A 22,938-nucleotide genomic window follows, 5' to 3' on the forward strand; every position below is an offset into this window, starting at 1 on the left:
ACGTGGCCGGTGGCGATGGCGGCCAGGCTCACTTCGGCGCGCCCGTGCCTTCGGCGTACATCAGCTGGAAGCCGCGCTTGAGCTGCGCGTCGCGGGCGTGTTCGAGCGCGGCCAGCGCGCTGGCCTGGTCGAGGAACTGCTCCCGTCGCAGGGTGCTGCGGCCACCGGTCTGGCCACTCTCGCGCAGCAGCGCCCAGCCGCCGAGCAGGTCGGGCTGCAGGGTCAGCTGCACGAAGCGCGGGGCTTCGCGTCCATCGGGGCGTTGTTGCAGGAGCAGGCGCATGGGGCGTGCATTGTACGGTGCGTGGACGCACCGGCCGCCCGCGGACCCGGCGCACGCTCTGCCCGGCCTTCAGCCCTCGGCCAGTACCGCTCGGACCTCGGACTCGGCCACCCCCGGCAGCACGCGTGCGCGCCCCGCGCCATCCCAGACGATGAAGCGCAGGCCCCCGGACTGCGCCTTCTTGTCCAGTCGCATGTGGCCCAGCAGGGCATCGCTGTCGAGTCCGGGCGGAGCGCATACCGGCAGCCCGAACCGCTCCAGCAGCGTCCGCAGGCGCGCCGTATCCGAGGCCGGCGCCAGCCCCAGCCGTTCGGACAGCCGCGCGGCCTGGACCATGCCCACCGCCACCGCCTCGCCGTGGATCAGCCCGCCATAGCCCTGTTCGGTCTCGATCGCGTGGCCGAAGGTGTGGCCGAAGTTGAGCAGGGCGCGGTCGCCGTGTTCGAACGGATCGCGCTCGACGATCGCGGCCTTGTGCGCGCAGCTGCGCGCGATCGCCTCGGCCAGGGCCGCATCGTCCCCGGCCAGCAGCGCGTCGGCGTGTGCCTCCAGCCAGTCGAGGAAGGCTGCGTCGACGATCGCGCCGTACTTGACCACCTCGGCCAGGCCCGCGCGCAGTTCGCGCACCGGCAGTGAGCGCAGCACGGCGGTGTCGGCCAGCACGGCGCGCGGCGGATGGAACGCGCCGACCAGGTTCTTGCCCTGGGGCAGGTCGAGCGCGGTCTTGCCGCCCACCGAGGAATCGACCATCGCCAGCAGCGTGGTCGGCAGCTGCACGCAGTCGATCCCGCGCATCCATGCCGCGGCGGCGAAGCCGGCCAGGTCGCCGACCACGCCGCCACCGAGCGCGTAGACGGTGGCGTCGCGGCGCAGCCCGGCATCGGCGATCGCGGCAATCGCCTCGCCGAAGGTGGCCAGCGATTTCGACGCTTCGCCCGCAGGCAGTGTCCAGTGGGCGACGCGCCGGCCGGGGCGTTCACGCGACAGGGCGTCGGTCACACGCTGCAGATACAGCGGGGCGACGCCGTCGTCGCTGATCACGAACGCGTCCCCGCGCAGGGTGCCGGCCAGCAGCGCACCGTCGTCGAGCAGTCCGGGGCCGATGGTGATCGTGTAGGGGTGGTCGCCGCCGACGGCGACGCTGCGGGGCTGGCTCATGCGGAACGTTCCTGGAGATCGGCCCGGGTGCGCGTCCACTGGGCCTCGAGCAGTCGGGTGAGCTGGGCCGCCGCCTGCGGCGGAAACAGGGTGTCGGTGTCGAAGCCCAGGTCGGCGACCTCGGCATACAGCGGAGCGCGCTGCTGCGACAGGCGGTGCAGCACCTGTTCCCGGTCGTCGCCAGCCAGCAGCGGGCGACTGCGATCGCGCGCCAGCCGTTCGAGCTGCCGCGCCAGGCTCACCTGCAGGTGGACAACGAAGCCGCGCGCGCGCATGCGCCCGCGATTGCCGGCATCCAGCACCGCGCCGCCGCCGGTGGCGATCACCAGGCCGTCGCGCTGCAACAGGTCGGCCAGCGCCGCGGCCTCGCGCGCACGGAAGCCCGATTCGCCCTCGCACTCGAAGATGGTGGGGATGTCCGCGCCGGTGCGCGCCTCGATCTCGCGATCGACATCGATGAAGTCCAGCCCGAAGCGCCCGGCCAGGCGCCGGCCGATCGACGACTTGCCGGCGCCCATCGGACCGACCAGCACGAGGTTGGGGGCGGGATTCATCGCGCGGATCGTAGCAGCGAACGAGCCCTGGCCGCTGCGTTAACACCCTCGCGCGCAGTCTGTTGCAATCGCGACTGTTTCGTCGCGCAACCGGAGCAGGCCGATGGCCGTCGCCAAGATCATCGAACTCAATTCCTCATCGAAAACCAGCGTCGAGGATGCCGTGCGCACCGGGCTGAAGAAGGCCGCCGAGTCGATCAAGAACATCCAGGGCGCGTGGATCAACGAGACCAAGGTAGTCACCGACCCGGGTGGCAACATCACCGAGTGGCGGGTCAACATGCGGGTCACGTTCGTGGTCGACTGAGCAGGCGTCCTGCGCACGCGCCCGCGTTCGTGCCAGACGCGTTGGCAGGACGCGCTAGCGCAGGACGCGCAGCTCCTGCGGAACGCGGGCGGCATCCAGGGTGGCGATCGCGTCGGCACGCGAGGGCAGTGCCTGCAGCAGGTGCCGGCTGACGCGCTCGAAATGCTGCACGAAGCGCTCGACCTCTGCCAGGGTCATGCCCGGTTCCGGTGCCGGTGCGGTGTACGACATGGACTCCTGCTGCCAGCGCCAGCCGGGGACGACCTCGAATCCGGGTGGCTGCAGGAACAGCAGCCGGTCGATGCGCTGCCAGAGCGCGGGATAGGCGAGCGCCAGCGCCGCGTTGCAGTGGCGACGCCATTGCCCTCCCGGATCCGCGTCGCGTTCGAGGGCGTTGACCGGTCTCTCCAGCGACGCCTCGTCCTGCGCCGTCGCGCCCAGGCACCAGCCTTCGAATACCACCAGGTCGACTGGGTCCACCCGAGGCCACACATCCCGCGGCCGTCGCCGGTCGGTCCGCTTGTCGAAAACGGGCAGCCGCACCGTGACACCGGCAAGCAGGGCGTCGAGGGTCTCGAGGGCCAGCGGAAGGTCGTGGGTGCCCGGCGGGCCGCGCGTGGCGAGCAGGGGATGCACCGCACGCGCCAGGCGTTCGCGTTCCGGCCGGTCCAGGTAGACGTCGTCGAGCGACAGCGCGACCGCACGCAGCCCGCGTCCGGCGGCCGTGGCCACCAGCTGCGCGGCCAGCGTCGACTTGCCCGTGCCCTGCAGCCCGGACAGGCCGTACACCCGCGCGCCCGCAGCGAGCGCGTCGTCCAGCACGGCGGACACGAAGGGCTGCGGGAAACCGGCGGCCGGGACCGGATGCGCGGCGGAAGGCATCGCGCCACAATAGCCCAATGGACTGCGCAGACCTCCAGGCCGAAGCCCTGGCCACGTTCGACAGCCTGTTCGCCGAGGCGCTGGCCGCCGGGGAGCCGGACCGCACCGCGATGACCGTCGCCACCGCATCGCGCGAGGGCCGGCCTTCGGCGCGCACCGTGCTGCTCAAGCACCACGACGCGCGCGGGTTCGTGTTCTACACCCACCTCGACGGACGCAAGGGGCTGGAACTGCAGGCCAATCCGCACGCCGCGCTGCTGTTCCACTGGCCGCGCGTGCGCAGCGGGGTGCAGGTCAGGATCGAAGGCGAGGTCGCGACCGTGCCCGACGACGAGGCGGATGCGTACTTCGCCTCGCGCCCGCGCGGCAGCCAGCTCGGCGCCTGGGCGTCGAAACAGTCCGAGACGCTGGAATCGCGCGAGACCTTCGACCGGCGGGTGGCCGAACTCGAGCTCGAGTTCGAGCGGCGCGACATTCCGCGCCCGCCGCGCTGGACCGGCCTGCGCGTGCGCGCGGACCGGATCGAGTTCTGGTACGGCGCGCAGTTCCGACTGCACGAGCGCTGGCTGTACGAGTTCGACGTGACCGGTCAGTGCCGCAAGCGGATGCTGTATCCGTGACCGTCGCGGGCGTCCGCGTGCGTGCGGTCGATCCGCGGCGCGACGCGGCCGACTGGGGTCGGCTCCGTGCAGCGCTGTGGCCCGACGAGGCAGGCGTTAATGGCGACGACGACCTGCACGAGGCGCTGTCGCCCGGAATCGACACCTGCGTCCTGCTCGCGGTCGCGCCGCACGACGGGACGATCGGGTTCGCCGAGGCGCGGCGTCGCAGGGAATACGTCAACGGGGCCACCACCTCGCCGGTCGGTTTCCTCGAAGCCTGGTACGTGGTTCCGCAATGGCGGGGCCGGGGCGTGGGGCGCATGCTCGTCGCCGGTGTCGAAGCGTGGGCGCGCGGGCGCGGCTGCAGCGAACTGGCGTCCGATGCATTGCTCAGGAACATGCCCGCGCACGCCGCGCACCTGGGGTGCGGGTTCGTCGAGACCGGGCGCGTGGTGTACTTCCTCAAGCGCCTCGAACCATGAGCCACGGCCCCCGCCGAATCGTCTGCCTGACCGAGGAACCGACCGAAGTCCTGTACGCGCTGGGCGAGCAGGACCGCATCGTCGGCATCAGCGGCTTCACCGTGAGGCCGCCACAGGCGCGACGCGAGAAGCCGAAGGTCAGCGCCTTCACCAGCGCGAAGATCGAACGCATCCTTGAACTGCGGCCCGATTTCGTCGTGGGCTTCTCCGACATCCAGGCCGACATCGCCGCCACGCTGGTGCGGCACGGCGTGGAGGTGTGGATCGCCAACCACCGCAGTGTCGACGGCATCCTTGACTACGTGCGCCGGCTCGGCGCGCTGGTGGGCGCGGCGCCGCGCGCCGACGCCTACGCCGACAGCCTGCAGCAGGGGCTGGACGCGGTCGAACGCGCGGCGGCGATGCTGCCCGCACGCCCCCGCGTGTACTTCGAGGAATGGGACGAGCCGCTGATCACCGGCATCGCCTGGGTCGCCGAACTGGTGCGCATCGCCGGCGGCGACGACGTCTTCCCCGAACTCTCCGCCGAACCGCTGGCCAGGGCCCGCATCCTCGCCGACGGCGCGCCGGTGATCGCCCGCGCGCCCGACATCATCCTCGGCTCGTGGTGCGGCAAGAAGTTCCGCCCGGAGGCCGTCGCCGCGCGCCCCGGCTGGGACGCGATCCCGGCGGTGCGTGACGGCGAACTGCACGAGATCCGCTCTCCGCTGATCCTGCAGCCCGGGCCGGCGGCGCTGACCGACGGCGTGCAGGCGATCGCCACGATCATCCGCCGCTGGGCGCAAACACGTCGCGGCTGAAGCGCAGGATCGCGGGCGCCGGTGCACCCTCGGCGTGCACGCGCACCTCGAATGCCAGCGTATCGGGCGGGGCGACCCGCAGCGTGCCGACGTAATCGATGAAGCCCTCGCTGCGCACCTCGTGCAGGTCGATGTCCTGCCAGACGCCGCGCAGGTCGCGCGCGCGCGCCTGCACCCGGGCCGGCACCGACGCCTCGTCGGCCGCCGCGCCGCGGCGCACCCCGACCAGCAGCAGGTGCACGTCGCGCCCGGGTTCGACCCCGTAGCGTGCGGCGACCGTCGCGTTCAGGGCCGCGGTGGGCGCCAGGCTCGCGTGGATGCGCAGGTCGGCCTGCTGCAGCTCGGCCGGCTGGCGCGCGGCCTCGGCCTGCGCGGACAGATCCGCGCGCGAGGACGGCTCGACGCCGCAGCCCGCGACCGCCGCTGCCAGCAGCCATCCGCAGGCGGGCCGCATCAGGCGGTGAAGGCGCTCAGTCATGGGCCTGCGACAGTTCGCCGCCGCGTCGGGTCGCGGCGCGGATGGCCTGCGCCACCAGCGTGCGCAACCCGCCCGTCTCCAGGACCTCGATCGCCGCCTGGGTCGTGCCGCCGGGCGAGGTGACGCGCCGACGCAGTTCGGCAGGCGCCTCGCCCGACTCGGTGAGCATGCGCGCCGCGCCCAGGATGGTCTGCAGCGCGAGCGTGCGCGCGGCCGCCGGCGGCAGGCCTTCGGCCAGGGCCGCGTCCTCCATCGCCTCGGCCAGCAGGAACACGTAGGCCGGGCCACTGCCCGAGACGCCGGTGACGGCGTCCATCAGCGCTTCGTCCTCGATCCACACCGTGGTGCCGGCACTGGCGAGCAGGCGTTCGGCGGCGGCGCGCCCGGCGCTGTCGACGCGGGGGTTGGCGTGCAGCCCGGTCACGCCCGCGCCGAGCAGGGCAGGGGTGTTGGGCATGGTCCGCACCACCGCGGTTTCGCCGCCGAGCCAGCGCTCGAGCTGGGCGCCGGTGATCCCGGCGGCGATCGAGACCACCAGCGGGCGTGCCGTCCGCGCGGCATCGGCCAGCCCCAGGCACACCTCGCGCATCACCTGAGGCTTGACCGCGAACACCCAGGTCCCGGCGCCCTCGACCGCCTCCGCCGCCGTCGCGAACACCCGCACGCCCAGGTCCGCCGACAGGGCCTCGCGCGCGCTGGCGACGGGGTCGGCCACGTGGATCGTGTCCGGGTCCCGCCCGCCCGCCACCAGCCCGCCGACCAGGCTGCGGGCCATGTTGCCTCCGCCGATGAAGGCGATCGGCGAGGAATCGGGGGGCTGCGGATGCGCGGCTGGCATGGCGGGGAGCTCCGGCTCGAAGGCAGCCGCCACCCTACCGCGTCGCCGGGCGCGCCTGCCAACCCGCCCGGGCCATCGCCTGCCGACGCCGGGCGGCGCGATGCCGCGCCTCGCCGTCCGCAGATGGGGCGGCAGGCGCGCCGGATCCTTGAACCGAGCACTCGCACCCTGTCCCGGTCGCGTGGCGTTCCACGTTTCAATCCCTTGCGCGAATGCCTGCAGGCGGCGGTCGCGCAAGTCCGGATATCCGCTTGAACCGGCAGGCGGACAGGCTGGAATTGTGATCCGCGTACAGGGCTATACTGCCGCCCGGGGATAGGCTTCTCGCCAGCGGTGCGTGGCGCGCGGCCGCATCACGTCAGATTGCAGTGCCAGGGGAGCATGCATGGATATCGCCGAACTGTTGGCGTTCTCGGTCAAGAACAAGGCCTCCGACCTCCATCTCTCGGCCGGCCTGCCGCCGATGATCCGGGTCGATGGCGACGTGCGGCGGATCAACATCCCGGCGCTGGAGCACAAGCAGGTGCACGCGCTGGTCTACGACATCATGTCGGACAAGCAGCGGCGCGACTTCGAGGAATTCCTCGAGACCGACTTCTCGTTCGAGATTCCGGGGCTGGCGCGTTTCCGCGTCAACGCGTTCAACCAGAACCGCGGCGCCGGCGCGGTGTTCCGCACCATTCCCTCGGAAGTGCTGACGCTCGAGGACCTCGGCTGCCCGCCGATCTTCCGCGAACTGATCCAGCAGCCGCAGGGCCTGATCCTGGTGACCGGCCCGACCGGTTCGGGCAAGTCGACCACGCTGGCGGCGATGCTCGACCACATCAACAAGAACGAGTACGCGCACATCCTCTCGGTCGAGGATCCGATCGAGTTCGTGCACACCTCGCAGAAGTGCCTGATCAACCAGCGCGAGGTGCATCGCGACACCCACGGCTTCAGCGAGGCATTGCGCTCGGCGCTGCGCGAGGATCCGGACATCATCCTGGTCGGCGAACTGCGCGACCTGGAGACCATCCGCCTGGCGCTGACCGCGGCCGAGACCGGCCACCTGGTGTTCGGCACCCTGCACACCAGCTCGGCGGCCAAGACCATCGACCGCATCATCGACGTGTTCCCCGCCGGCGAGAAGCCGATGGTGCGCTCGATGCTGTCCGAATCGCTGCGCGCGGTGATCTCGCAGGCGCTGCTGAAGAAGGTCGGCGGCGGTCGTACCGCGGCGTGGGAGATCATGGTCGGCATCCCGGCGATCCGCAACCTGATCCGCGAGGACAAGGTGGCGCAGATGTATTCGGCGATCCAGACCGGCCAGCAGCACGGCATGATGACGCTCGACCAGCACCTGCAGGACCTGGTCAAGCGCGGCATGATCACGCGCCAGCAGGCGAAGGAATACGCGAAGGAGAAGCGGCTGTTCGAGTGATCGGGCAGGCGCGCGACGGGCAATTCGGGATTCGTGATTCGACAAGCCGGGGTTCTGGAGTGGTGTTCTGGTAGAGGCAAGAAGCAGCGCGCGTCGCCGCTTCGATCGCCAGCCACCCGTCACGGATCGCGGCTCCGCAGGAGCCACACATGAGCAGCATCGATTTCACCTCGTTCCTCAAGCTGATGGCGCACCAGAAGGCGTCGGACCTGTTCATCACCGCGGGCATGCCGCCGTCGATGAAGGTCCACGGCAAGATCTCGCCGATCACCCAGAACCCGCTCACGCCGCAGCAGTCGCGCGACCTGGTGCTCAACGTGATGTCGCCGCCGCAGCGCGAGGAGTTCGAGAAGACGCACGAGTGCAACTTCGCGATCGGCGTGTCCGGCGTGGGACGCTTCCGCGTCTCGTGCTTCTACCAGCGCAACCAGGTGGGCATGGTGCTGCGCCGGATCGAGACCAAGATCCCGACGGTGGAGGAGCTCAACCTGCCGCCGATCATCAAGACCCTGGCGATGACCAAGCGCGGGATCATCATCTTCGTCGGCGCCACCGGCACCGGCAAGTCGACCTCGCTGGCGGCGATGATCGGCTACCGCAACCAGAACTCGACCGGGCACATCATCACCATCGAGGACCCGATCGAGTTCGTGCACAAGCACGAGGGCTGCATCATCACCCAGCGCGAGGTGGGCATCGACACCGACAGCTGGGACAACGCGCTGAAGAACACCCTGCGCCAGGCGCCGGACGTGATCATGATCGGCGAGGTGCGTACCCGCGAGGGCATGGACCACGCCATCGCCTTCGCCGAGACCGGCCATCTGGTGCTGTGCACCCTGCATGCGAACAACGCCAACCAGGCGATGGACCGGATCATCAACTTCTTCCCCGAGGACCGCCGCAACCAGCTGCTGATGGACCTCTCGCTCAACCTCAAGGGCGTGGTCGCGCAGCAGCTGATCCCGACGCCCGACGGCAAGGCGCGCCGGGTGGCGATGGAGATCCTGCTCGGCACGCCGCTGGTGCAGGACTACATCCGCGACGGCGAGATCCACAAGCTGAAAGAGGTGATGAAGGAATCCACCAACCTCGGCATGAAGACCTTCGACCAGGCCCTGTTCGAGCTGTACCAGGCCGGCGAGATCTCCTACGAGGATGCCCTGCGCTACGCCGACTCGCAGAACGAGGTGCGGCTGAAGATCAAGCTCGCCCAGGGCGGCGACGCGCGCACCCTCTCGCAAGGGCTGGATGGGGTGGAGGTCGCGGAGGTCCGCTGAGCCGGGTCCGCGCAGGCAGTGGCGGCGAACGGCGATGCGTCGCCCGACGTGGCGCTCTCGCCTGGCTGGATCGCGCCCGGCCAGGCCGATGCGCTGTTCGCGTCCCTGCACCGCGAATTGCCATGGCGGGTCCACCGCGTGCGAATGTTCGGACGCGAGATCGACGCACCCCGGCTGAGCTGCTGGATCGGTGATTCCAATGCGCACTATCGCTACTCCGGAACCACCCACGTTCCCGAGCCCTGGCCCGGCGCGCTCGCCGCGGTGCGTGCCCGGCTGGCGCACGAGACCGGGGTCGCGTTCAACAGTGTGCTGGCCAACCTGTATCGCGACGGGCGCGACTGCATGGGCTGGCACAGCGACGACGAACCCGAGTTCGGCCCGCGTCCGGTGATCGCCTCGGTCAGCCTGGGCGCCACCCGTCGCTTCGTGCTGCGTCACCGGCGCGAGCCCACGCGCAAAGTGGCGTTCGAGCTGGCGCACGGCAGTCTGCTGCTGATGCGTGGCGAGACCCAGCGCGACTGGCGCCACGCCCTGCCGCGGACCGCGCGAGCGCTGGGGCCGCGCATCAACCTCACCTTCCGCAGGGTGATCGGGCGGCGTTGAAGCGTCGGGGCGTTGACGCGTTGGTACGTTGCGGGGCATGGCCCCGGATGCGCTTCGCTTATCCGGGCTACGGGCGATTGGGCAGCACGGACCGCGCACGGGCCCCGGAAGGCAATCGGCCCCGGGTGCGCTTCGCTTATCCGGGCTACGTCCGGTGTCTCAGCGTCCGGTGGCGGGATGTTCCTCGCGCTCGTGACGGTCGCCGGTGGCGAGTACCCAGTGCGCGAGATCGCCGGTCACCTGCGACAGGCTGCGCGAGAACGCGTCCACCACCAGCGCGACGTCGGTGCCGGCGGCCGGCTCGGCTGCGCTGAAGGTGCGCGCATCGACGATGCCCTGGTCGACGGTGTGGATCAGTTTGGCGTTGATCTCGATGGTCGCGGCCGGAACCGCGTTGCCGGCGTAGTCGGCCTCGAAACGGCGCAGGTCGATCGCCAGCTTGTAGTCGGCCGCGATGCCCGCGCCCTGGCGCGCGACCGAGGGCAGCTTGCCGGAATCCTCCAGCGCGCGCAGCAGCGCGTCCTGCAGCATGTCGGTCGGGGTCTTGGCCCAGGCCGCGCCGCTGTACACCTGCAGTTCGTCGGGGGTGGGGCGCACCGCGATGCGGAAGCTGTCGATCGAGCGCGCGCCGGAGGGCGGGCTGAGCGAGAGCTGCCAGCTGGCCGCGGGCGCGGAGGGATCGATCTCCACCCGCGGGTCGGGGGCGTAGATGGTCGAGCGCTCGCGCTCCCCGCCGCCGCCCAGGAGCGAGCAGCCGCCGAGCGCGACCAGCAGCAGGGGGGCGAGCAGGGCGGCGGCGCGGCGCGTGCCGGAGGGTGTCACAGCCGGTCGGCTCACGGTTCGAACTCCTTGGGTGCGTCGCGTCCCAGCAGGTAGCGCGTCGGGTTGGCGTCGAGGCGGTCGCTGATCCGGCGCAGGTCGCGGATCAGGCTGCGCAGTTCGCCCAGGGTGGGGCCGAGCTGCGACAGGCCGTCGTTGGCGAAGCTGTTGATGGCGGCGCGGTTCTCGTTGAGGATCGTGTCCGCGCCGCGTGCGGCCGAGTCGAGCTTGCTCAGGGTGCCGTCGATCTTGTCGATCAGGCGCGGCAGGTTCTGCACCAGTTCGCGGTCGACGGTGTCGAGGGTGCGGTTGGCCGAGGACATGGTCACGGTCAGCCGTTCGCTCGCGGTGCGGGCATTGATCAGGATCTGCCGCATGTCCTCGCGCTGCTCGGCGATCGCGCCGGTCATGGTCTCGATGTTGTCGAGCGTGGCGGTGATGCGCCTGACGTTCTCCTCGCTCATCACCTGGTCGAGCCGCTCGACCAGCCGGTTGGCGGTATCGGCGATGTTCTGCAGCGCCGAGGCGGACGTCTCGATCACCGGCGGCCGGCCGTCGGGGCCCGGCTCCAGCGCGGGCGCGCCAGGGCTGCCGCCGGTGAGCTGGATGATCGGCGGGCCGGTGAGGCTGGTCATCGACAGCTTCGCGCGCGTGTCCACCTTCACCGGCGCATTGGCCTGCAGCCGCAGCAGGGCGATCACCTGGCGCGGGTCGTCCGGCGCCAGCATCAGGTCGTCCACCGTGCCCACCGCGATGCCGTTGTACTGCACGCTGCTGCCCTCGGTCAGGCCGGTCACCGGTTCGCTGAACACCACCCGGTATTCCTGCCAGTCGCGCTCGGAGGAGTACTTCGCCGCCCACAGCGCGAACAGCAGCAGGAACAGCGTCACCGCGATGGTGAACGCGCCGATCAGCACGTAGTTGGCCTTGGTTTCCATGCGTCAGGTGTCCTCAGCGGTGGCCGCGGCCGCGTGCGCGGCGCGTCCGCGCGGGCCGTGGAAATAGTCGCGGATCCAGGGGTGGTCGAGCCGCTCGATCTCGTCCAGCGGCGCCGCGGCGACCACCTTGCGGTCGGCCAGCACGGCGACACGGTCGCAGATCGCATACAGCGTGTCGAGGTCGTGGGTGATCAGGAACACGGTCAGGCCGAGCGCTTCCTGCAGGGTGCGGATCAGGCGATCGAAGGCCGCCGCGCCGATCGGGTCCAGGCCCGCGGTGGGCTCGTCGAGGAACAGCAGCGGCGGGTCCAGCGCCAGCGCGCGGGCGAGTGCGGCGCGCTTGCGCATGCCACCCGAGAGCTGCGAGGGCAGCTTGTCCAGCGCATCGGCCGGCAGTCCGGCCAGGCGCACCTTGAGCAGCGCCAGTTCGTAGCGCAGCGACTCGGGCAGGTCGGGGTGGTGCTCCTTCAGCGGCACCTGGACGTTCTCGCCGACGGTCAGCGAGGAGAACAGCGCGCCGTCCTGGAACAGCACCCCGGTGCTGCGCTCCAGGTGCAGGCGGTCGGCGGGATCGTCCGAGCGCGGGTCGACGCCGAGTACTTCGATCTCGCCATCGTCGGGCCGGCGCAGCCCGATCAGCGAGCGCATCAGCACCGACTTGCCCGATCCCGAACCGCCGACCACACCGATGATCTCGCCTGGGCGCACGTCGAGGTCGAGATCCTCGTGCACGGTCTGCGTACCGAAGCGGTTGACCAGCCCGCGCACGCGGATGATGGGCGAAGCGCCGGCGTCGCCGTCGTGGGCGGAACCCGGCGCGCGGCCGGCCGCAGCGGCCTCGTCCCCCGTGGCGGGGCCGCCTGCGCGTGCCTGCTCCTTCGAATCACCGTTCACCTGGTGGCCACCCGCTCGTCTCCTACCAATCCATGTACATGAACCAGATCGCCGCCAGCGCGTCGAACACGATCACCAGCGAGATGGTCTGCACCACGCTCGAGGTGGTGCGTTCGCCGACCGACTGCGCCGTGCCCTGCACCTGCAGCCCCTCGAGGCAGCCGATCAGGCCGATCACCAGGGCGAACAGCGGCGCCTTCGACATCCCGATCAGGAAGTGGCGCAACTCCATCTGCTCCTGCATGCGCGCCAGGTAGGCCTGCGGCGGGATGTCGAGGCTGAACGCGCCCACCGACAGGCCGCCGAGCAGGCCCGCGACCACGGCGATGAAGGTCAGCAGCGGAAGCATCAGCAGCAGCGCGACCACGCGCGGGATCACCAGCAGGTCGATCGGGTCCAGGCCCAGGGTGCGGATGGCGTCGACTTCCTCGCGGCTGACCATCGCCCCGATCTGCGCGGTGAACGCGCTGGCGGTGCGGCCGGCGAGCAGGATCGCGGTCAGCAGCACGCCGAACTCGCGCAGGAACGCGATCGAGACCAGCTCGACGACGAAGATCGTGGCGCCGAAATCGGCCAGGATCTGCGCGCCGAGGAAGGCGATCACCGCGCCGACCAGGAACGACAGCAGCGCCACCAGCGGCACCGCGTCGAGCCCGACCTGCTCCATGTGGTGGACGGTCGAGGTCAGCCGGAAGCGGCGCGGATTGAGGACGGCGCGGCCGAGCTTGACCAGGGTCTCGCCGAGGAAGCTGACCAGGGCCACCACTTCCTGCGTGTTGTCCTGGACCGCGTGGCCCAGGCGCCCCAGCGCCGCCGCGAAGCCGTACTCGCGCTTGCGCTTGGGCCGGTCGTCGTGCACGTCCTCGATCGCGGCCACCAGCGTGCAGTGGTCGTCGCGGAAGCGGAACCGGGCGTAGTCCAGCTGGCGGCGTTCGGCATAGCGCAGCAGCTGCAGCACGCCGACCGAATCCAGGCGCTCCACGGCCGTGGCGTCGATCGTCTCGACCGCGTCGGGCGTTTCGCGCAGGACGCTTCCGATCTCGCGGGCATGGTCCAGCGTCCAGCGTCCTTCCAGCCGCAGCACCGTCGGGTCGCCGGGATCGGTGCCTGCGGTGGGGGGCGGGGGGGCGGTCGCTGTCATCGCACGCGAGGATACAGCCAAGCCCGTGCACGCAGCATGCCGCGGGTGCCGCCCGTCGCCGCTCGTGCGATCCTGTGGTGATGTCCCCGACGACGATGCCCACGCCGGCCACGGCCGCCGCTTACGCCACGCGCATCGCGTTCATCGTCGAGCTGGCCGGCCACCTGCACCGCTACGGCACCACGTCGCAGCGCCTGGAAGGCGCGATCGTCTCCGTGGCGCGGCAGCTCGGACTGGACTGCGAGCCGTGGAGCAACCCGACCGGACTGATCCTGACCTTCAGCGATCCGCAGCGGCCGCCCGGCGAAAGCGACACCACGCGCGTGATCCGGCTGCCGCCTGGCGAGACCAGTCTGTACAGGCTGTGCGAGGCCGACCGGATCGCCGAAGAGGTGATGGCCGGGCGGCTCGACATCAGCGAGGGCCACGCGGCGTTGCGCGCGCTGGACCGGGGCGCGGACTGGCGCGGCCATGTCCAGCAGGTCGCGGGCTTCGGCCTGGCCGCGGCGAGCGTGGCGGGCATGTTGCGTCTGCCCTGGCTGGACATCGCCACCGCCGGCGTGATCGGCACCCTGGTCGGGCTGATCGGTCTGGCCAGCCGCAGCCGGCCGCAGATGAAGGAGGCCGACGATGCGATCGCGGGCATCCTCGCCGGCGGCCTCGCCGCGCTGGTCGCGACCTTCGTCGCGCCGCTCAACCTCAATACGGTGGTGATCGCCTCGATGATCGTGCTGATGCCCGGCATGGCGCTGACCAACGCCTTCAGCGAGCTCACCAGCCAGCACCTGATGTCCGGCACCGCGCGCTTCTTCGGCGCGCTGACCACACTGCTCAAGCTCACCGTCGGCACGATGATCGCGCTGACGGTGGTGCAGCTGGCGGGCCTGGAGCCGCAGGTGCGCGCCTGGCGCCCGCAGCCGGGATGGGTGGAGTGGGGTGCGGTGGTGACCGCGGCCTGGGCGTTCGCCGCGCTGTTCCGCGCCGCGCGGCGCGACATCGCGCTGGTGATGATGGCGGCCATCGTCGGCTATGCGATCTCGCGCCTGGTCGGCCAGTGGCTGGGCAGCCCGATCGGCGTGTTCCTCTCGGCGCTGGTGATCACGGTGGCCGGCAACGGCTACGCACGCTGGATGCGGCGCCCGGGCGCGCTGATCCGGGTGCCGGGCATCATCATGCTGGTGCCCGGCAGCACCAGCCTGCGCAGCCTGCTGGTGGCGGTGCAGCAGCAGGACGTCGCCGCCGGCCAGGAGGCCGCGATCACGGTGCTCAACGTGCTGCTGGCGCTGATCGCCGGCCTGCTGATCGGCAACCTGCTGCTGCCTGCGCGGCGCAACCTGTAGCGGGCCCGCGCAGGCGGACTCGCGCTGTCGGGACGGCGGCGGGTGTCCGGTGCGCATCGGTGCGCGTGTGTCCCCGCGAGCGGCCAATCCCGAAGGTCGGCACCGCCGGCTACGGAAACAAGGACGCCGGCGCGAGGCCGGCGTCTGCGCGATCGACGTCCCATGCGGGACGCGCAATCACTTCTTGATCAGGAATTCCTCGGGCTTGCGGCCCTTCTTGACCAGTGCCGCCATCCAGCGCGGCTGCTTGCCGCGCCCGGTCCAGGTTTCCGCGGGCACGGCGGGGTTGCGGTACTTGGGCGCCACCTTGCCCAGCTTGCGGCCCGCGGCCTTCTTCGTGGCCTTCTTCGCGGCAGGGGCCTTGGCCGTCGCGCCGGCGCGGCCGCCGAACAGTTCCTGGATCGTATAGCCCTCGGCGGCGGCGAAATCGAAGATCCGCTTGCGGATCGCAGCGATCGGCTTGCGCTTCCTGAGGGCGGTCTTGCGGGCCTTGGCTTCGGAAATCAGGGCGTCGAGCTGTTTCGGCGACAGTGCATTCAAATCGATTGCCATGCAGACAAACTCCGGATCGGAAAAGGAATGTCCCGTCCGTGGGCCGCGTGCATGATAATCGAATGCGCGTGACGACGCCGCGCGTGGCCCTGCGTTCCGCTCGCGCGGGATCAGGGCCGGATTATCAGGCGCGATTATCAGGTGCGATTTTCATCCGCCCGACAGGCGCTCGAGCAGGGTGGCGCGGTCGAGCTGTTCGGCTTCGGCAGCGGTGCGGGCGCGATATTCGAACGTGCCCGCCGCCAGCCCGCGTTCGGACACCACGATCCGGTGCGGGATGCCGATCAGTTCGATATCCGCGAACATCGAGCCCGGGCGCAGCCCGCGGTCGTCGAGGGCGGTGTCCACGCCCGCCTCGGCCAGCTCGCGATACAGCGCCTCCGCGGCCGCGGCGACCTCGGCGTTGCCCTTGGGATTGATCACGCACACCACCGCGCGCCAGGGCGCCATCGCCTCGGGCCAGCGGATGCCAGACTCGTCGTGGTTCTGCTCGATCGCCGCGGCGACGATGCGCGATACGCCGATGCCGTAGCAGCCCATCGCCGGATGCACCGCCTTGCCGTGCTCGTCGAGCACGGTGCAGCCCATGGCTTCGGAATAGCGACGTCCCAGGGCGAACACGTGGCCGACCTCGATCCCGCGCGCCAGCCCGAGTACCCCCTGGCCATCGGGCGAGGGATCGCCGGCGACCACGTTGCGGATGTCGGCCACCACGTCCGGCTCGGGCAGGTCGCGGCCCCAGTTCACGCCGGCCAGGTGCGCGCCCGGTGCATTGGCGCCGACGACGAAATCGGCCATCGCCGCGACGCTGCGGTCGGCCACCACCCGGATCGGCCTGCGCGGCCCGCGCGGGCCGAGGAACCCGGGTTCGCAGCCCAGGTGTTCGACGATCTCGGCCTCGGTCGCCAGCCGGTACTCGGCCATGCCCGGCAGCTTGGACAGCTTGATCTCGTTGACCACGTGATCGCCGCGCACCAGCGCCAGCACGAAGCCGTCCGCGCCCATCGCCGCGACCGACTTCACCGTACGCGCGAGCGGGATGCCGAGCAGCGCGGCGACGTCCTCGCAGGTCTTCTGTACCGGTGTGGCGACCTCGCGCAGCGTTTCGGCGGGTGCCGCACGCTCGCCGGGCGAGACCGCTTCGGCCAGCTCGACGTTGGCGGCGTAAGCGGAGGACTGCGAGAACGCCAGCGCGTCCTCGCCCGATTCGGCCAGCACGTGGAACTCGTGCGAGGCGCTGCCGCCGATCGCGCCGGTATCCGCGGCCACGGCGCGGAACGCCAGGCCCAGGCGGGTGAAGATGCGCTCGTAGGCGGCGTACATCACGTTGTAGCCGCGTTGGATCAGGTCCTCGTCGCTGACGTGGAAAGAGTAGGCGTCCTTCATCACGAATTCGCGCGCGCGCATCACGCCGAAGCGGGGCCGGATCTCGTCGCGGAACTTGGTGGTGACCTGGTAGAAGTTGACCGGCAGCTGCCGGTAGCTCGCGCACTCGTGGCGGAAGAAGTCGGTCACCGCTTCCTCGGCCGTGGGGGTGAAGCAGTATTCCTGCTCCTTGCGGTCGCGGATCTTGAGCAACTGCGGACCGAACTTCTGCCAGCGGCCGGTTTCCTCCCACAGCTCGCGCGGCTGCACCGAAGGCATCGCCATCTCGATCGCGCCGGCGGCATCCATTTCCTCGCGCACCACCGCCTCCACCTTGCGCAGCACGCGCAGGCCCAGCGGCGACCAGGTGTAGAGCCCGGCGGCCAGCCTGCGGACCATGCCGGCCTTGAGCATCAGCTTGTGGCTGGCGATCTCGGCCTCTGCGGGCGTTTCCTTTTCGGTGCGGAGATGGAACTGCGACAGGCGCATCGTCGGGCTCGGAGCGGCGGGACGCGCATTCTGCCATGCGCCCCATGCGTGCCCGGAGGACCGGTCAGCGCGAGGCCTCGATCGCGGGGTTGGCCTGGATGGTGTTGCGCCGCTCCAGCGCGGCCACGTCCACCAGCGTGTAGTCGCGTCCCGGGGGCGGGATGTCGGTGACCTGGACCACGCCGGCGTCGTCGCGCCAGCGATACAGCGCGGGGCCCTTCGACGCCGATGGCGCGCCGGTGGCCGCGGACGTCGGCGTCGTTGTCGCGAGCGCGGGCGCCGCGGGCGCAGCAGGATCCCGCGTCAACCACCAGGCGAGCGCGCCGGCGCCCAGGGCCCCCGCCACGACCGCCCAGGCCAGGCGCATCGCCGGATCAGCCGGCGGGGCTGTCGCAGTAGGCCTTCACCGCCGCGTTCGCCAGTTCGAGCTGGCTGGCGCGCTCGGCATCGTTCAGTGCGCGCCCCGGCTGGCCTTCGGCGCCGGCTTCGTGCACCGGACGCTCGCCGCTGAGTGCGGCGACGTTCGCGCGCGCGGTGGCGCAATTCGGGTTTTCGACTGCGGCCGCGGCCTGCGGGGCGGTCGCCTGTGCCGTGCCGGCGCCGCTGCTGGTGATCTGGCGCTGCTGGTAGCTGCCCTTGGGCGGCGGGGTCTGCGAATAGTGGGTGACGCCGTTGGCGTCCTTCCACTGGTAGACCTCGGCGGCGGACACGCAGGCAACGGCGGACAGGCCGGCGACGAGCGCCAGGAAGGCAAGGCGGGACATCGCGGAACTCCTGCAGGAGCGGGGGCGTGGCGCGATTCCAGCATTGCCGTGCCCGCGACGCAAGCGCGGCAGCGCGGAAACGTGACCGGCCTGCGGCGCCCCGCCCCTCCGGACGGCCGCCGGCGTGTGCGCGCCGGCAGGCGCTACACTGCCGCGATGGAGCCCCAGACCACAGCGCCGCCGCGCGGCCGCGGCATCTACCTGCTGCCCAACCTGTTCACCACCGGCGGCCTGTTCGCGGGGTTCTTCGCGATCATCGCGGCGTCCCAGGGGCGCTACGGGGCAGCCTGCATCGCGATCTTCGTGGCCGGGATCCTCGACGGCATCGACGGCCGCGTGGCGCGGCTGACCAATACCCAGAGCGAGTTCGGCGTGCAGTACGACTCGCTGGCCGACCTGATCAGCTTCGGCATGGCCCCGGCGCTGGTGATGTACCACTGGGCGCTGATGTCGATGAAGCTCGACGGCGTGACCCTGGGCAAGATCGGCTGGCTGGCCGCGTTCCTGTATGCCGCCTGCGCCGCGCTGCGGCTGGCGCGCTTCAACAGCCAGGTGGCGACGGTGGACAAGCGCTGGTTCATCGGCCTGGCGAGCCCGGCCGCGGCCGGACTGATGGCGAGCTTCGTGTGGACCTGCCACGAGCTCGGACTGGCCGGCGAGGATCTGCGCTACGGCGCGCTCGCCGTGACCGTGGTGGCCGCGCTGCTGATGGTCAGCCGGCTGCGCTACAACAGTTTCAAGGGCAGCGGCACGGGACCCAGGGCCGAGCGGGTTCCGTTCGTCGCGCTGCTGATCGCGCTCGGCATCCTGATCGCGCTGTGGGTCGATCCGCCCAAGACGCTGCTGGCGGCGGCGACGCTGTACGCGCTGTCGGGGCCGGTACTGTGGTTCTGGCGCCGGCGCGAGGTCGCCCGCGCGGAGGCGTCATGAGCGTCGATCCGCTGCAGCGCGAGATCCTGGCCGAGATGGGCTACACCGTGTATGCGGTGCGCAGTCCATCCGCGGACGACGCGGCGGAACCGTCGGCGGCGCCCGTCGCCGGTGCCGCGCGCGGGGATCCGGAGGCTGCCGGTCCGGACGCGCTGCTGCGAGCGCTGCTGCGCGCCGCCGGCCGTGACGTGCGCGATGCCGACGCGCTCGCGCTGTGCCGGCGCCTGGTGCCGCCCGATGGCCTGCGCGATGCGCGCGCGCGTCGGGCGCTCTGGCCGCGGCTGCGCGCACTGCGGGCGCGGCCCGCGCGATGAACGCGGTGGCCGCCTACCGCCAGCCGCAGCCCGCGCTGCGGCCGATGCGCGAGGACGACCTCGACGAGGTGATGGCGATCGAGGTGCGCGCGTATCCGTTCCCGTGGACGGTCGGCATCTTCCGCGACTGCCTGCGCGCCGGCTATCCGTCCTGGGTATTGCAGGCCGACGCGCGCATCATCGGCTACGGCGTGCTGAGCGTGGCCGTCGGCGAGGCGCACCTGCTCAATGTGTGCATCGAGCCGGGCGAGCAGGGCCGTGGGCATGGCCGGCGCCTGCTGCGCGGCCTGGAACGCGCGGCGCGCGGGCAGGGCGCGCAGCGCGTGTTCCTCGAAGTGCGTCCGTCCAACCCGGCCGCGATCGCGCTCTACCACGACGAGGGCTTCAACGAGATCGGCCGCCGCCCGCGCTACTACCCCGCGCACGCCGGGCGCGAGGACGCGATCGTGATGGCGAAGGAGCTGATGGCCGAGTCCGATCCGCCGCGGATGCCGGGGTAGCCGGCGTCCGGGCGCATGGCGGTACTCGGGGACGGATAGCCGGGAGGACGGCACACCCCTACGAGGCGCGACGTGCGTCGCGGACGCCTGCCCTCAGGCAAGGCGCGCGCGCTGCGTCGCCAGGGCCTCGTGCTGCGCCGTCCAGTCGGCCAGGCGCTGGCGTTCCTGCTCGACCACCGCTGCGGGCACCTTGTCGCTGAACTTCGCCAGCTTGGCCTGGCTCTTCGCCTGCTCCGCCGCCACCCGCACCAGCTCCTTGTCCAGGCGCGCGCGTTCGGCATCCAGGTCGACCAGGCCTTCGAGCGGCACGAACAGGCGCAGTTCCCCCACCAGCCCGGCGGCGGATGGCGGCGGTTCGCCGTCGAGCGCGTCGATCGCCGAGAGCCGGTTGAGGAAGCGCAGCTGCGCGTCGAAGCGCGCCAGGCGCGCGCGGTCGTCGGTGGTGCCGGCCTGCACCAGCATCGGCACCTGCTTCATCGGTGAGACGCCCAGCTCACTGCGGATGCGCCGCAGTGCGGTGACCATCTGCCGCAGCCATTCCACGTCCGCCTCCGCGCGCGCGAAGCCGTCGCCGGCGACGTCCGCCGCCTGCGGGTAGCGCTGCAGCGAGATGGTGTCGCCATCGATCCCCAGGCGCGGCGCGACCTGCCGCCACAGCTGTTCGGTGACGAACGGGACCAGCGGATGCAGCAGCCGCAGCAGGGCCTCGAGCACCGTCAGCAGGGTGCGCCGGGTGCTGTCCGCGGCCGCGGCATCGTGGCCCTGCAGCGCCGGCTTGGCCAGTTCCACGAACCAGTCGCAGTACTCGTTCCAGGCGAATTCGTACAGCGCCTGGGCCAGCAGGTCGAAGCGGTAGCTGGCGAAATGCGCGTGCGCCTGCGCGGTGGCGGCAGCCAGGCGCGAGAGGATCCAGCGTTCGGCATCGGTGGCGGGCCAGGCCTGGTCGACGGCACCCGCCCTGTGGACACCTTCCCCCGCATGCGGGGCGGCGGAAAACCCCTCCGTGTTCATCAGCACGAAGCGCGTGGCGTTCCACAGCTTGTTGCAGAAGTTCTTGTAGCCCTCGGCGCGGCCGAGGTCGAACTTGATGTCGCGTCCCGGCCCGGCGAGCGCGGCCATAGTGAAGCGCAGCGGATCGGCGCCGTGCGCGGCGATGCCGTCGGGGAACTCCCTGCGCGTGGCCTTCTCGATCTTCGGCGCATCGGTGGGCTTCATCAGCCCGGTGGTGCGCTTGGCCACCAGCGCGTCGGCGCTGATGCCGTCGATGATGTCGATCGGGTCGAGGATGTTGCCTTTCGACTTCGACATCTTCTGGCCGTCCTTGTCGCGCACCAGGCCGGTGATGTAGACATCGTCGAAGGCGACCTTGCCGGTCAGCGCGTCGGTCATCATGACCATGCGCGCGACCCAGAAGAAGATGATGTCGAAGCCGGTGACGAGCACGCTGGTGGGCAGGAACGTGTCGAAGCCGCGCTCGCGCATCGCCGTCTCGTCCGGCCAGCCGAGCGTGCTGAACGGCCAGAGCGCAGAGGAGAACCAGGTTTCCAGCACGTCCTCGTCCTGGCGCAGCGCGACCTCGCTGCCGATACCGGCGCGGGCGCGCGCATCGGCCTCGTCGCGGCCCACGTAGGCGTTGCCGGAATCGTCGAACCAGGCCGGGATGCGGTGGCCCCACCAGAGCTGGCGGCTGATGGTCCAGTCCTGGATGTTCTCCATCCAGTGGCGGTAGGTGCTGATCCAGTTCGGCGGCACGAACTTCACCGCGCCGCTTTCGACCAGTTCCATGCCGCGCCGGCCCATCGTGTCCATGCGCACGAACCACTGGTCGGTCAGGTACGGCTCGATCACCGAACCGGAGCGGTCGCCGAAGGGCTGCATGATCGGCTTGGATTCGACCAGCGGCTCGCCGTCCGGGCCGGTGACGGCCAGGCCCTCGGCGGTGATCGCGGCCACGACGCGGGTCCGCGCCTCGTAGCGGTCCAGGCCGCGCAGGTCGTCGGGCACCAGGTTCACCGCGCCGACGTCGTCGGGTGCACGCTCGCCGCGCGCGATCTCGCCCGCGATCCGCGCGCTCTCCTCGTACGACAGGCCGTCGCTGCGCATGCGCGCGTGCGCATCCATCAGCGCATACAGCGGGATGCCGTTGCGCGTGGCCACGGCATAGTCGTTGAAATCGTGCGCGCCGGTGATCTTCACCGCGCCCGATCCGAAGTCCGGGTCCGGGTACGCGTCGGTGATGATCGGCACCAGGCGCCGGTGCTGCTTCGGCCCGACCGGGATCTCGCACAGCTTGCCCACGATGGGCGCGTAGCGCGCGTCGTCCGGGTGCACCGCCACCGCACCGTCGCCGAGCATGGTTTCCGGGCGGGTGGTGGCGATCGAGATGTAGTCGCGGGTCTCGCGCAGGGTGACGTTGCCCTCGCTGTCGCGCTCGACGTATTCGTAGGTCTCGCCACCGGCCAGCGGATACCTGAAGTGCCACATGTGGCCGGGCACTTCGCGGTTCTCGACCTCGAGGTCCGATATCGCGGTGTTCAGCACCGGGTCCCAGTTCACCAACCGCTTGCCGCGGTAGATCAGGCCCTGCTCATGCAGGCGCACGAAGGCCTCGATCACCGCCTTCGACGGCATCGGGTCCATCGTGAACACGCTGCGCGACCAGTCGCCGGACGTGCCGAGGCGGCGCATCTGCCGCTCGATGGTGTCGCCCGAGCGCTGCTTCCACTCCCAGACCTTGGCGATGAACCCTTCGCGCCCGAGCGAGTCGCGGGTCTCGCCCTTGCCTTCGAGGGCGAGGTTGCGACCGACCACCATCTCGGTGGCGATGCCCGCATGGTCGCTGCCCATCTGCCACAGCGTGCGGTGGCCCAGCATCCGGTGGTAGCGGATCAACGCATCCTGCAGCGTGTGCTGGAACGCGTGGCCCATGTGCAGGGTCCCGGTGACGTTCGGCGGCGGCAGCAGGATGGTGTAGGCCGGGCCGTCGCCGCGCGGTGCGAACACGCCGGCCGCCTCCCACTCTGCGTAGAGGCGGGACTCGAAGTGGCCGGGATCGTAGCTGGAAGCGAGTGGTTCGGTCATGGTCGGTCAGTGCAGCAGGCTGGATCGGCCACCTCCCCCGTGCGCGGGAGAGGGCTGGGATCGGGGCCTCGGCCGTGGTTGGCCCCATCCGCCCTTCGGGCACCTTCCCCGCAGAAGG

The 22,938-nt window shown here is 71.0% G+C and carries 26 protein-coding genes; 11 read left to right on the top strand and 15 right to left on the bottom strand.

The genetic code is table 11. The features are described 5' to 3' along the window. Positions 1-28: 28 nt before the first annotated feature. The 3 genes from QFW81_RS12260 to QFW81_RS12270 all read right to left on the bottom strand — a co-directional run bounded on the left by QFW81_RS12260 (position 29) and on the right by QFW81_RS12270 (position 1,995). Positions 29-283 (bottom strand): WGR domain-containing protein, encoded by a 255-nt coding sequence (locus QFW81_RS12260; protein WP_280579110.1) that lies wholly within the window; start codon positions 281-283, stop codon positions 29-31. A 69-nt stretch (positions 284-352) separates the two neighbouring features. Further along, a complete protein-coding gene (gene aroB, locus QFW81_RS12265) occupies positions 353-1,441 on the bottom strand; it encodes a 3-dehydroquinate synthase (protein WP_280579111.1) in 1,089 nt (362 codons plus the stop codon). Continuing rightward, positions 1,438-1,995, bottom strand: coding sequence for a shikimate kinase (locus QFW81_RS12270; protein WP_280579113.1), 558 nt, complete (start codon positions 1,993-1,995; stop codon positions 1,438-1,440). Before QFW81_RS12270 ends, aroB begins: the two co-directional genes overlap by 4 nt. 103 nt (positions 1,996-2,098) lie before the next feature. On the opposite strand from QFW81_RS12270, the gene QFW81_RS12275 reads away from it, so the two are divergent. Further along, positions 2,099-2,302 carry a dodecin family protein gene (locus QFW81_RS12275; RefSeq protein WP_280579117.1) on the top strand — a complete coding sequence of 68 codons (204 nt, stop codon included), beginning with the start codon at positions 2,099-2,101 and terminating at the stop codon, positions 2,300-2,302. Between the two features lie 54 nt (positions 2,303-2,356). Here the strand turns inward: QFW81_RS12275 and QFW81_RS12280 are convergent, their stop codons facing one another. After that, positions 2,357-3,184 (bottom strand): kinase, encoded by an 828-nt coding sequence (locus QFW81_RS12280; protein WP_280579119.1) that lies wholly within the window; start codon positions 3,182-3,184, stop codon positions 2,357-2,359. Positions 3,185-3,201: 17 nt separating this feature from the next. Between QFW81_RS12280 and pdxH the strand changes: the two genes are divergently transcribed. The 3 genes from pdxH to QFW81_RS12295 are packed head-to-tail and all read left to right on the top strand — an operon-like array spanning position 3,202 to position 5,068. Then, on the top strand, positions 3,202-3,804 hold the full coding sequence (gene pdxH, locus QFW81_RS12285; RefSeq protein ID WP_280579120.1) for a pyridoxamine 5'-phosphate oxidase: 603 nt from the start codon (positions 3,202-3,204) through the stop codon (positions 3,802-3,804). 17 nt (positions 3,805-3,821) lie between these two features. Further along, positions 3,822-4,268 (top strand): GNAT family N-acetyltransferase, encoded by a 447-nt coding sequence (locus QFW81_RS12290; RefSeq protein ID WP_280579428.1) that lies wholly within the window; start codon positions 3,822-3,824, stop codon positions 4,266-4,268. Beyond that, positions 4,265-5,068 (top strand): cobalamin-binding protein, encoded by an 804-nt coding sequence (locus tag QFW81_RS12295; RefSeq protein ID WP_280579121.1) that lies wholly within the window; start codon positions 4,265-4,267, stop codon positions 5,066-5,068. Before QFW81_RS12290 ends, QFW81_RS12295 begins: the two co-directional genes overlap by 4 nt. On the opposite strand, the gene QFW81_RS12300 is transcribed toward QFW81_RS12295, so the two are convergent. Together QFW81_RS12300 and proC are read right to left on the bottom strand one after the other, a co-directional pair. Next, positions 5,034-5,546 (bottom strand): DUF4426 domain-containing protein, encoded by a 513-nt coding sequence (locus tag QFW81_RS12300; RefSeq protein ID WP_280579122.1) that lies wholly within the window; start codon positions 5,544-5,546, stop codon positions 5,034-5,036. The two genes, QFW81_RS12295 and QFW81_RS12300, sit on opposite strands and share 35 nt — an antisense overlap. After that, on the bottom strand, positions 5,539-6,384 hold the full coding sequence (proC, locus tag QFW81_RS12305; RefSeq protein WP_280579124.1) for a pyrroline-5-carboxylate reductase: 846 nt from the start codon (positions 6,382-6,384) through the stop codon (positions 5,539-5,541). Before proC ends, QFW81_RS12300 begins: the two co-directional genes overlap by 8 nt. Before the next feature lie 385 nt (positions 6,385-6,769). Here proC and QFW81_RS12310 point away from each other — a divergent pair, with 385 nt between their 5' ends. The 3 genes from QFW81_RS12310 (at position 6,770) to QFW81_RS12320 (ending at position 9,693) form a co-directional block, all read left to right on the top strand. Then, entirely contained in the window at positions 6,770-7,807 is a 1,038-nt protein-coding gene (locus QFW81_RS12310; protein WP_280579125.1) for a type IV pilus twitching motility protein PilT, read from the top strand. A 149-nt stretch (positions 7,808-7,956) separates the two neighbouring features. After that, positions 7,957-9,087, top strand: coding sequence for a PilT/PilU family type 4a pilus ATPase (locus QFW81_RS12315; protein ID WP_280579127.1), 1,131 nt, complete (start codon positions 7,957-7,959; stop codon positions 9,085-9,087). 18 nt (positions 9,088-9,105) lie between these two features. After that, positions 9,106-9,693 (top strand): alpha-ketoglutarate-dependent dioxygenase AlkB family protein, encoded by a 588-nt coding sequence (locus tag QFW81_RS12320; RefSeq protein WP_280579128.1) that lies wholly within the window; start codon positions 9,106-9,108, stop codon positions 9,691-9,693. Positions 9,694-9,852: 159 nt separating this feature from the next. Here the strand turns inward: QFW81_RS12320 and QFW81_RS12325 are convergent, their stop codons facing one another. The 4 genes from QFW81_RS12325 to QFW81_RS12340 form a co-directional block, all read right to left on the bottom strand. Then, on the bottom strand, positions 9,853-10,530 hold the full coding sequence (locus tag QFW81_RS12325; RefSeq protein ID WP_280579129.1) for an ABC-type transport auxiliary lipoprotein family protein: 678 nt from the start codon (positions 10,528-10,530) through the stop codon (positions 9,853-9,855). Further along, on the bottom strand, positions 10,527-11,450 hold the full coding sequence (locus QFW81_RS12330; RefSeq protein ID WP_280579130.1) for an MlaD family protein: 924 nt from the start codon (positions 11,448-11,450) through the stop codon (positions 10,527-10,529). The genes QFW81_RS12325 and QFW81_RS12330 overlap by 4 nt, the downstream gene beginning before the upstream one ends. A 3-nt stretch (positions 11,451-11,453) precedes the next feature. Beyond that, positions 11,454-12,227, bottom strand: a complete 774-nt coding sequence (locus QFW81_RS12335; RefSeq protein ID WP_280579430.1) for an ABC transporter ATP-binding protein — start codon at positions 12,225-12,227, stop codon at positions 11,454-11,456. A gap of 139 nt (positions 12,228-12,366) precedes the next feature. Beyond that, the gene (locus QFW81_RS12340; RefSeq protein WP_280579132.1) at positions 12,367-13,485 is read right to left on the bottom strand and encodes an ABC transporter permease; all 1,119 of its coding nucleotides are present in this window, start codon (positions 13,483-13,485) and stop codon (positions 12,367-12,369) included. Positions 13,486-13,565: 80 nt separating this feature from the next. Here QFW81_RS12340 and QFW81_RS12345 point away from each other — a divergent pair, with 80 nt between their 5' ends. After that, on the top strand, positions 13,566-14,825 hold the full coding sequence (locus QFW81_RS12345) for a threonine/serine exporter family protein (RefSeq protein WP_280579133.1): 1,260 nt from the start codon (positions 13,566-13,568) through the stop codon (positions 14,823-14,825). 177 nt (positions 14,826-15,002) lie between these two features. Here the strand turns inward: QFW81_RS12345 and QFW81_RS12350 are convergent, their stop codons facing one another. The 4 genes from QFW81_RS12350 to QFW81_RS12365 form a co-directional block, all read right to left on the bottom strand. Next, a complete protein-coding gene (locus QFW81_RS12350; RefSeq protein ID WP_280579134.1) occupies positions 15,003-15,377 on the bottom strand; it encodes an H-NS histone family protein in 375 nt (124 codons plus the stop codon). Between the two features lie 150 nt (positions 15,378-15,527). Continuing rightward, positions 15,528-17,231 carry a proline--tRNA ligase gene (locus QFW81_RS12355; RefSeq protein WP_280579135.1) on the bottom strand — a complete coding sequence of 568 codons (1,704 nt, stop codon included), beginning with the start codon at positions 17,229-17,231 and terminating at the stop codon, positions 15,528-15,530. Between the two features lie 64 nt (positions 17,232-17,295). Further along, complete coding sequence (locus tag QFW81_RS12360; RefSeq protein ID WP_280579137.1) at positions 17,296-17,598, bottom strand: DUF4124 domain-containing protein; 303 nt, start codon at positions 17,596-17,598, stop codon at positions 17,296-17,298. 7 nt (positions 17,599-17,605) lie between these two features. Then, a complete protein-coding gene (locus QFW81_RS12365) occupies positions 17,606-17,995 on the bottom strand; it encodes a DUF4124 domain-containing protein (RefSeq protein WP_280579140.1) in 390 nt (129 codons plus the stop codon). Between the two features lie 156 nt (positions 17,996-18,151). On the opposite strand from QFW81_RS12365, the gene pssA reads away from it, so the two are divergent. The 3 genes from pssA to rimI are packed head-to-tail and all read left to right on the top strand — an operon-like array spanning position 18,152 to position 19,739. Further along, the gene (gene pssA, locus QFW81_RS12370) at positions 18,152-18,925 is read left to right on the top strand and encodes a CDP-diacylglycerol--serine O-phosphatidyltransferase (RefSeq protein WP_280579142.1); all 774 of its coding nucleotides are present in this window, start codon (positions 18,152-18,154) and stop codon (positions 18,923-18,925) included. Then, on the top strand, positions 18,922-19,239 hold the full coding sequence (locus tag QFW81_RS12375; RefSeq protein WP_280579144.1) for a hypothetical protein: 318 nt from the start codon (positions 18,922-18,924) through the stop codon (positions 19,237-19,239). The genes pssA and QFW81_RS12375 overlap by 4 nt, the downstream gene beginning before the upstream one ends. Next, positions 19,236-19,739 carry a ribosomal protein S18-alanine N-acetyltransferase gene (gene rimI / locus QFW81_RS12380; protein ID WP_425604035.1) on the top strand — a complete coding sequence of 168 codons (504 nt, stop codon included), beginning with the start codon at positions 19,236-19,238 and terminating at the stop codon, positions 19,737-19,739. The genes QFW81_RS12375 and rimI overlap by 4 nt, the downstream gene beginning before the upstream one ends. Before the next feature lie 93 nt (positions 19,740-19,832). On the opposite strand, the gene QFW81_RS12385 is transcribed toward rimI, so the two are convergent. Next, positions 19,833-22,820 carry a valine--tRNA ligase gene (locus QFW81_RS12385; protein WP_280579146.1) on the bottom strand — a complete coding sequence of 996 codons (2,988 nt, stop codon included), beginning with the start codon at positions 22,818-22,820 and terminating at the stop codon, positions 19,833-19,835. Positions 22,821-22,938 lie beyond the last annotated feature (118 nt).

This window comes from Luteimonas kalidii, from assembly GCF_029887935.1.
GTDB lineage: Bacteria > Pseudomonadota > Gammaproteobacteria > Xanthomonadales > Xanthomonadaceae > Luteimonas > Luteimonas kalidii.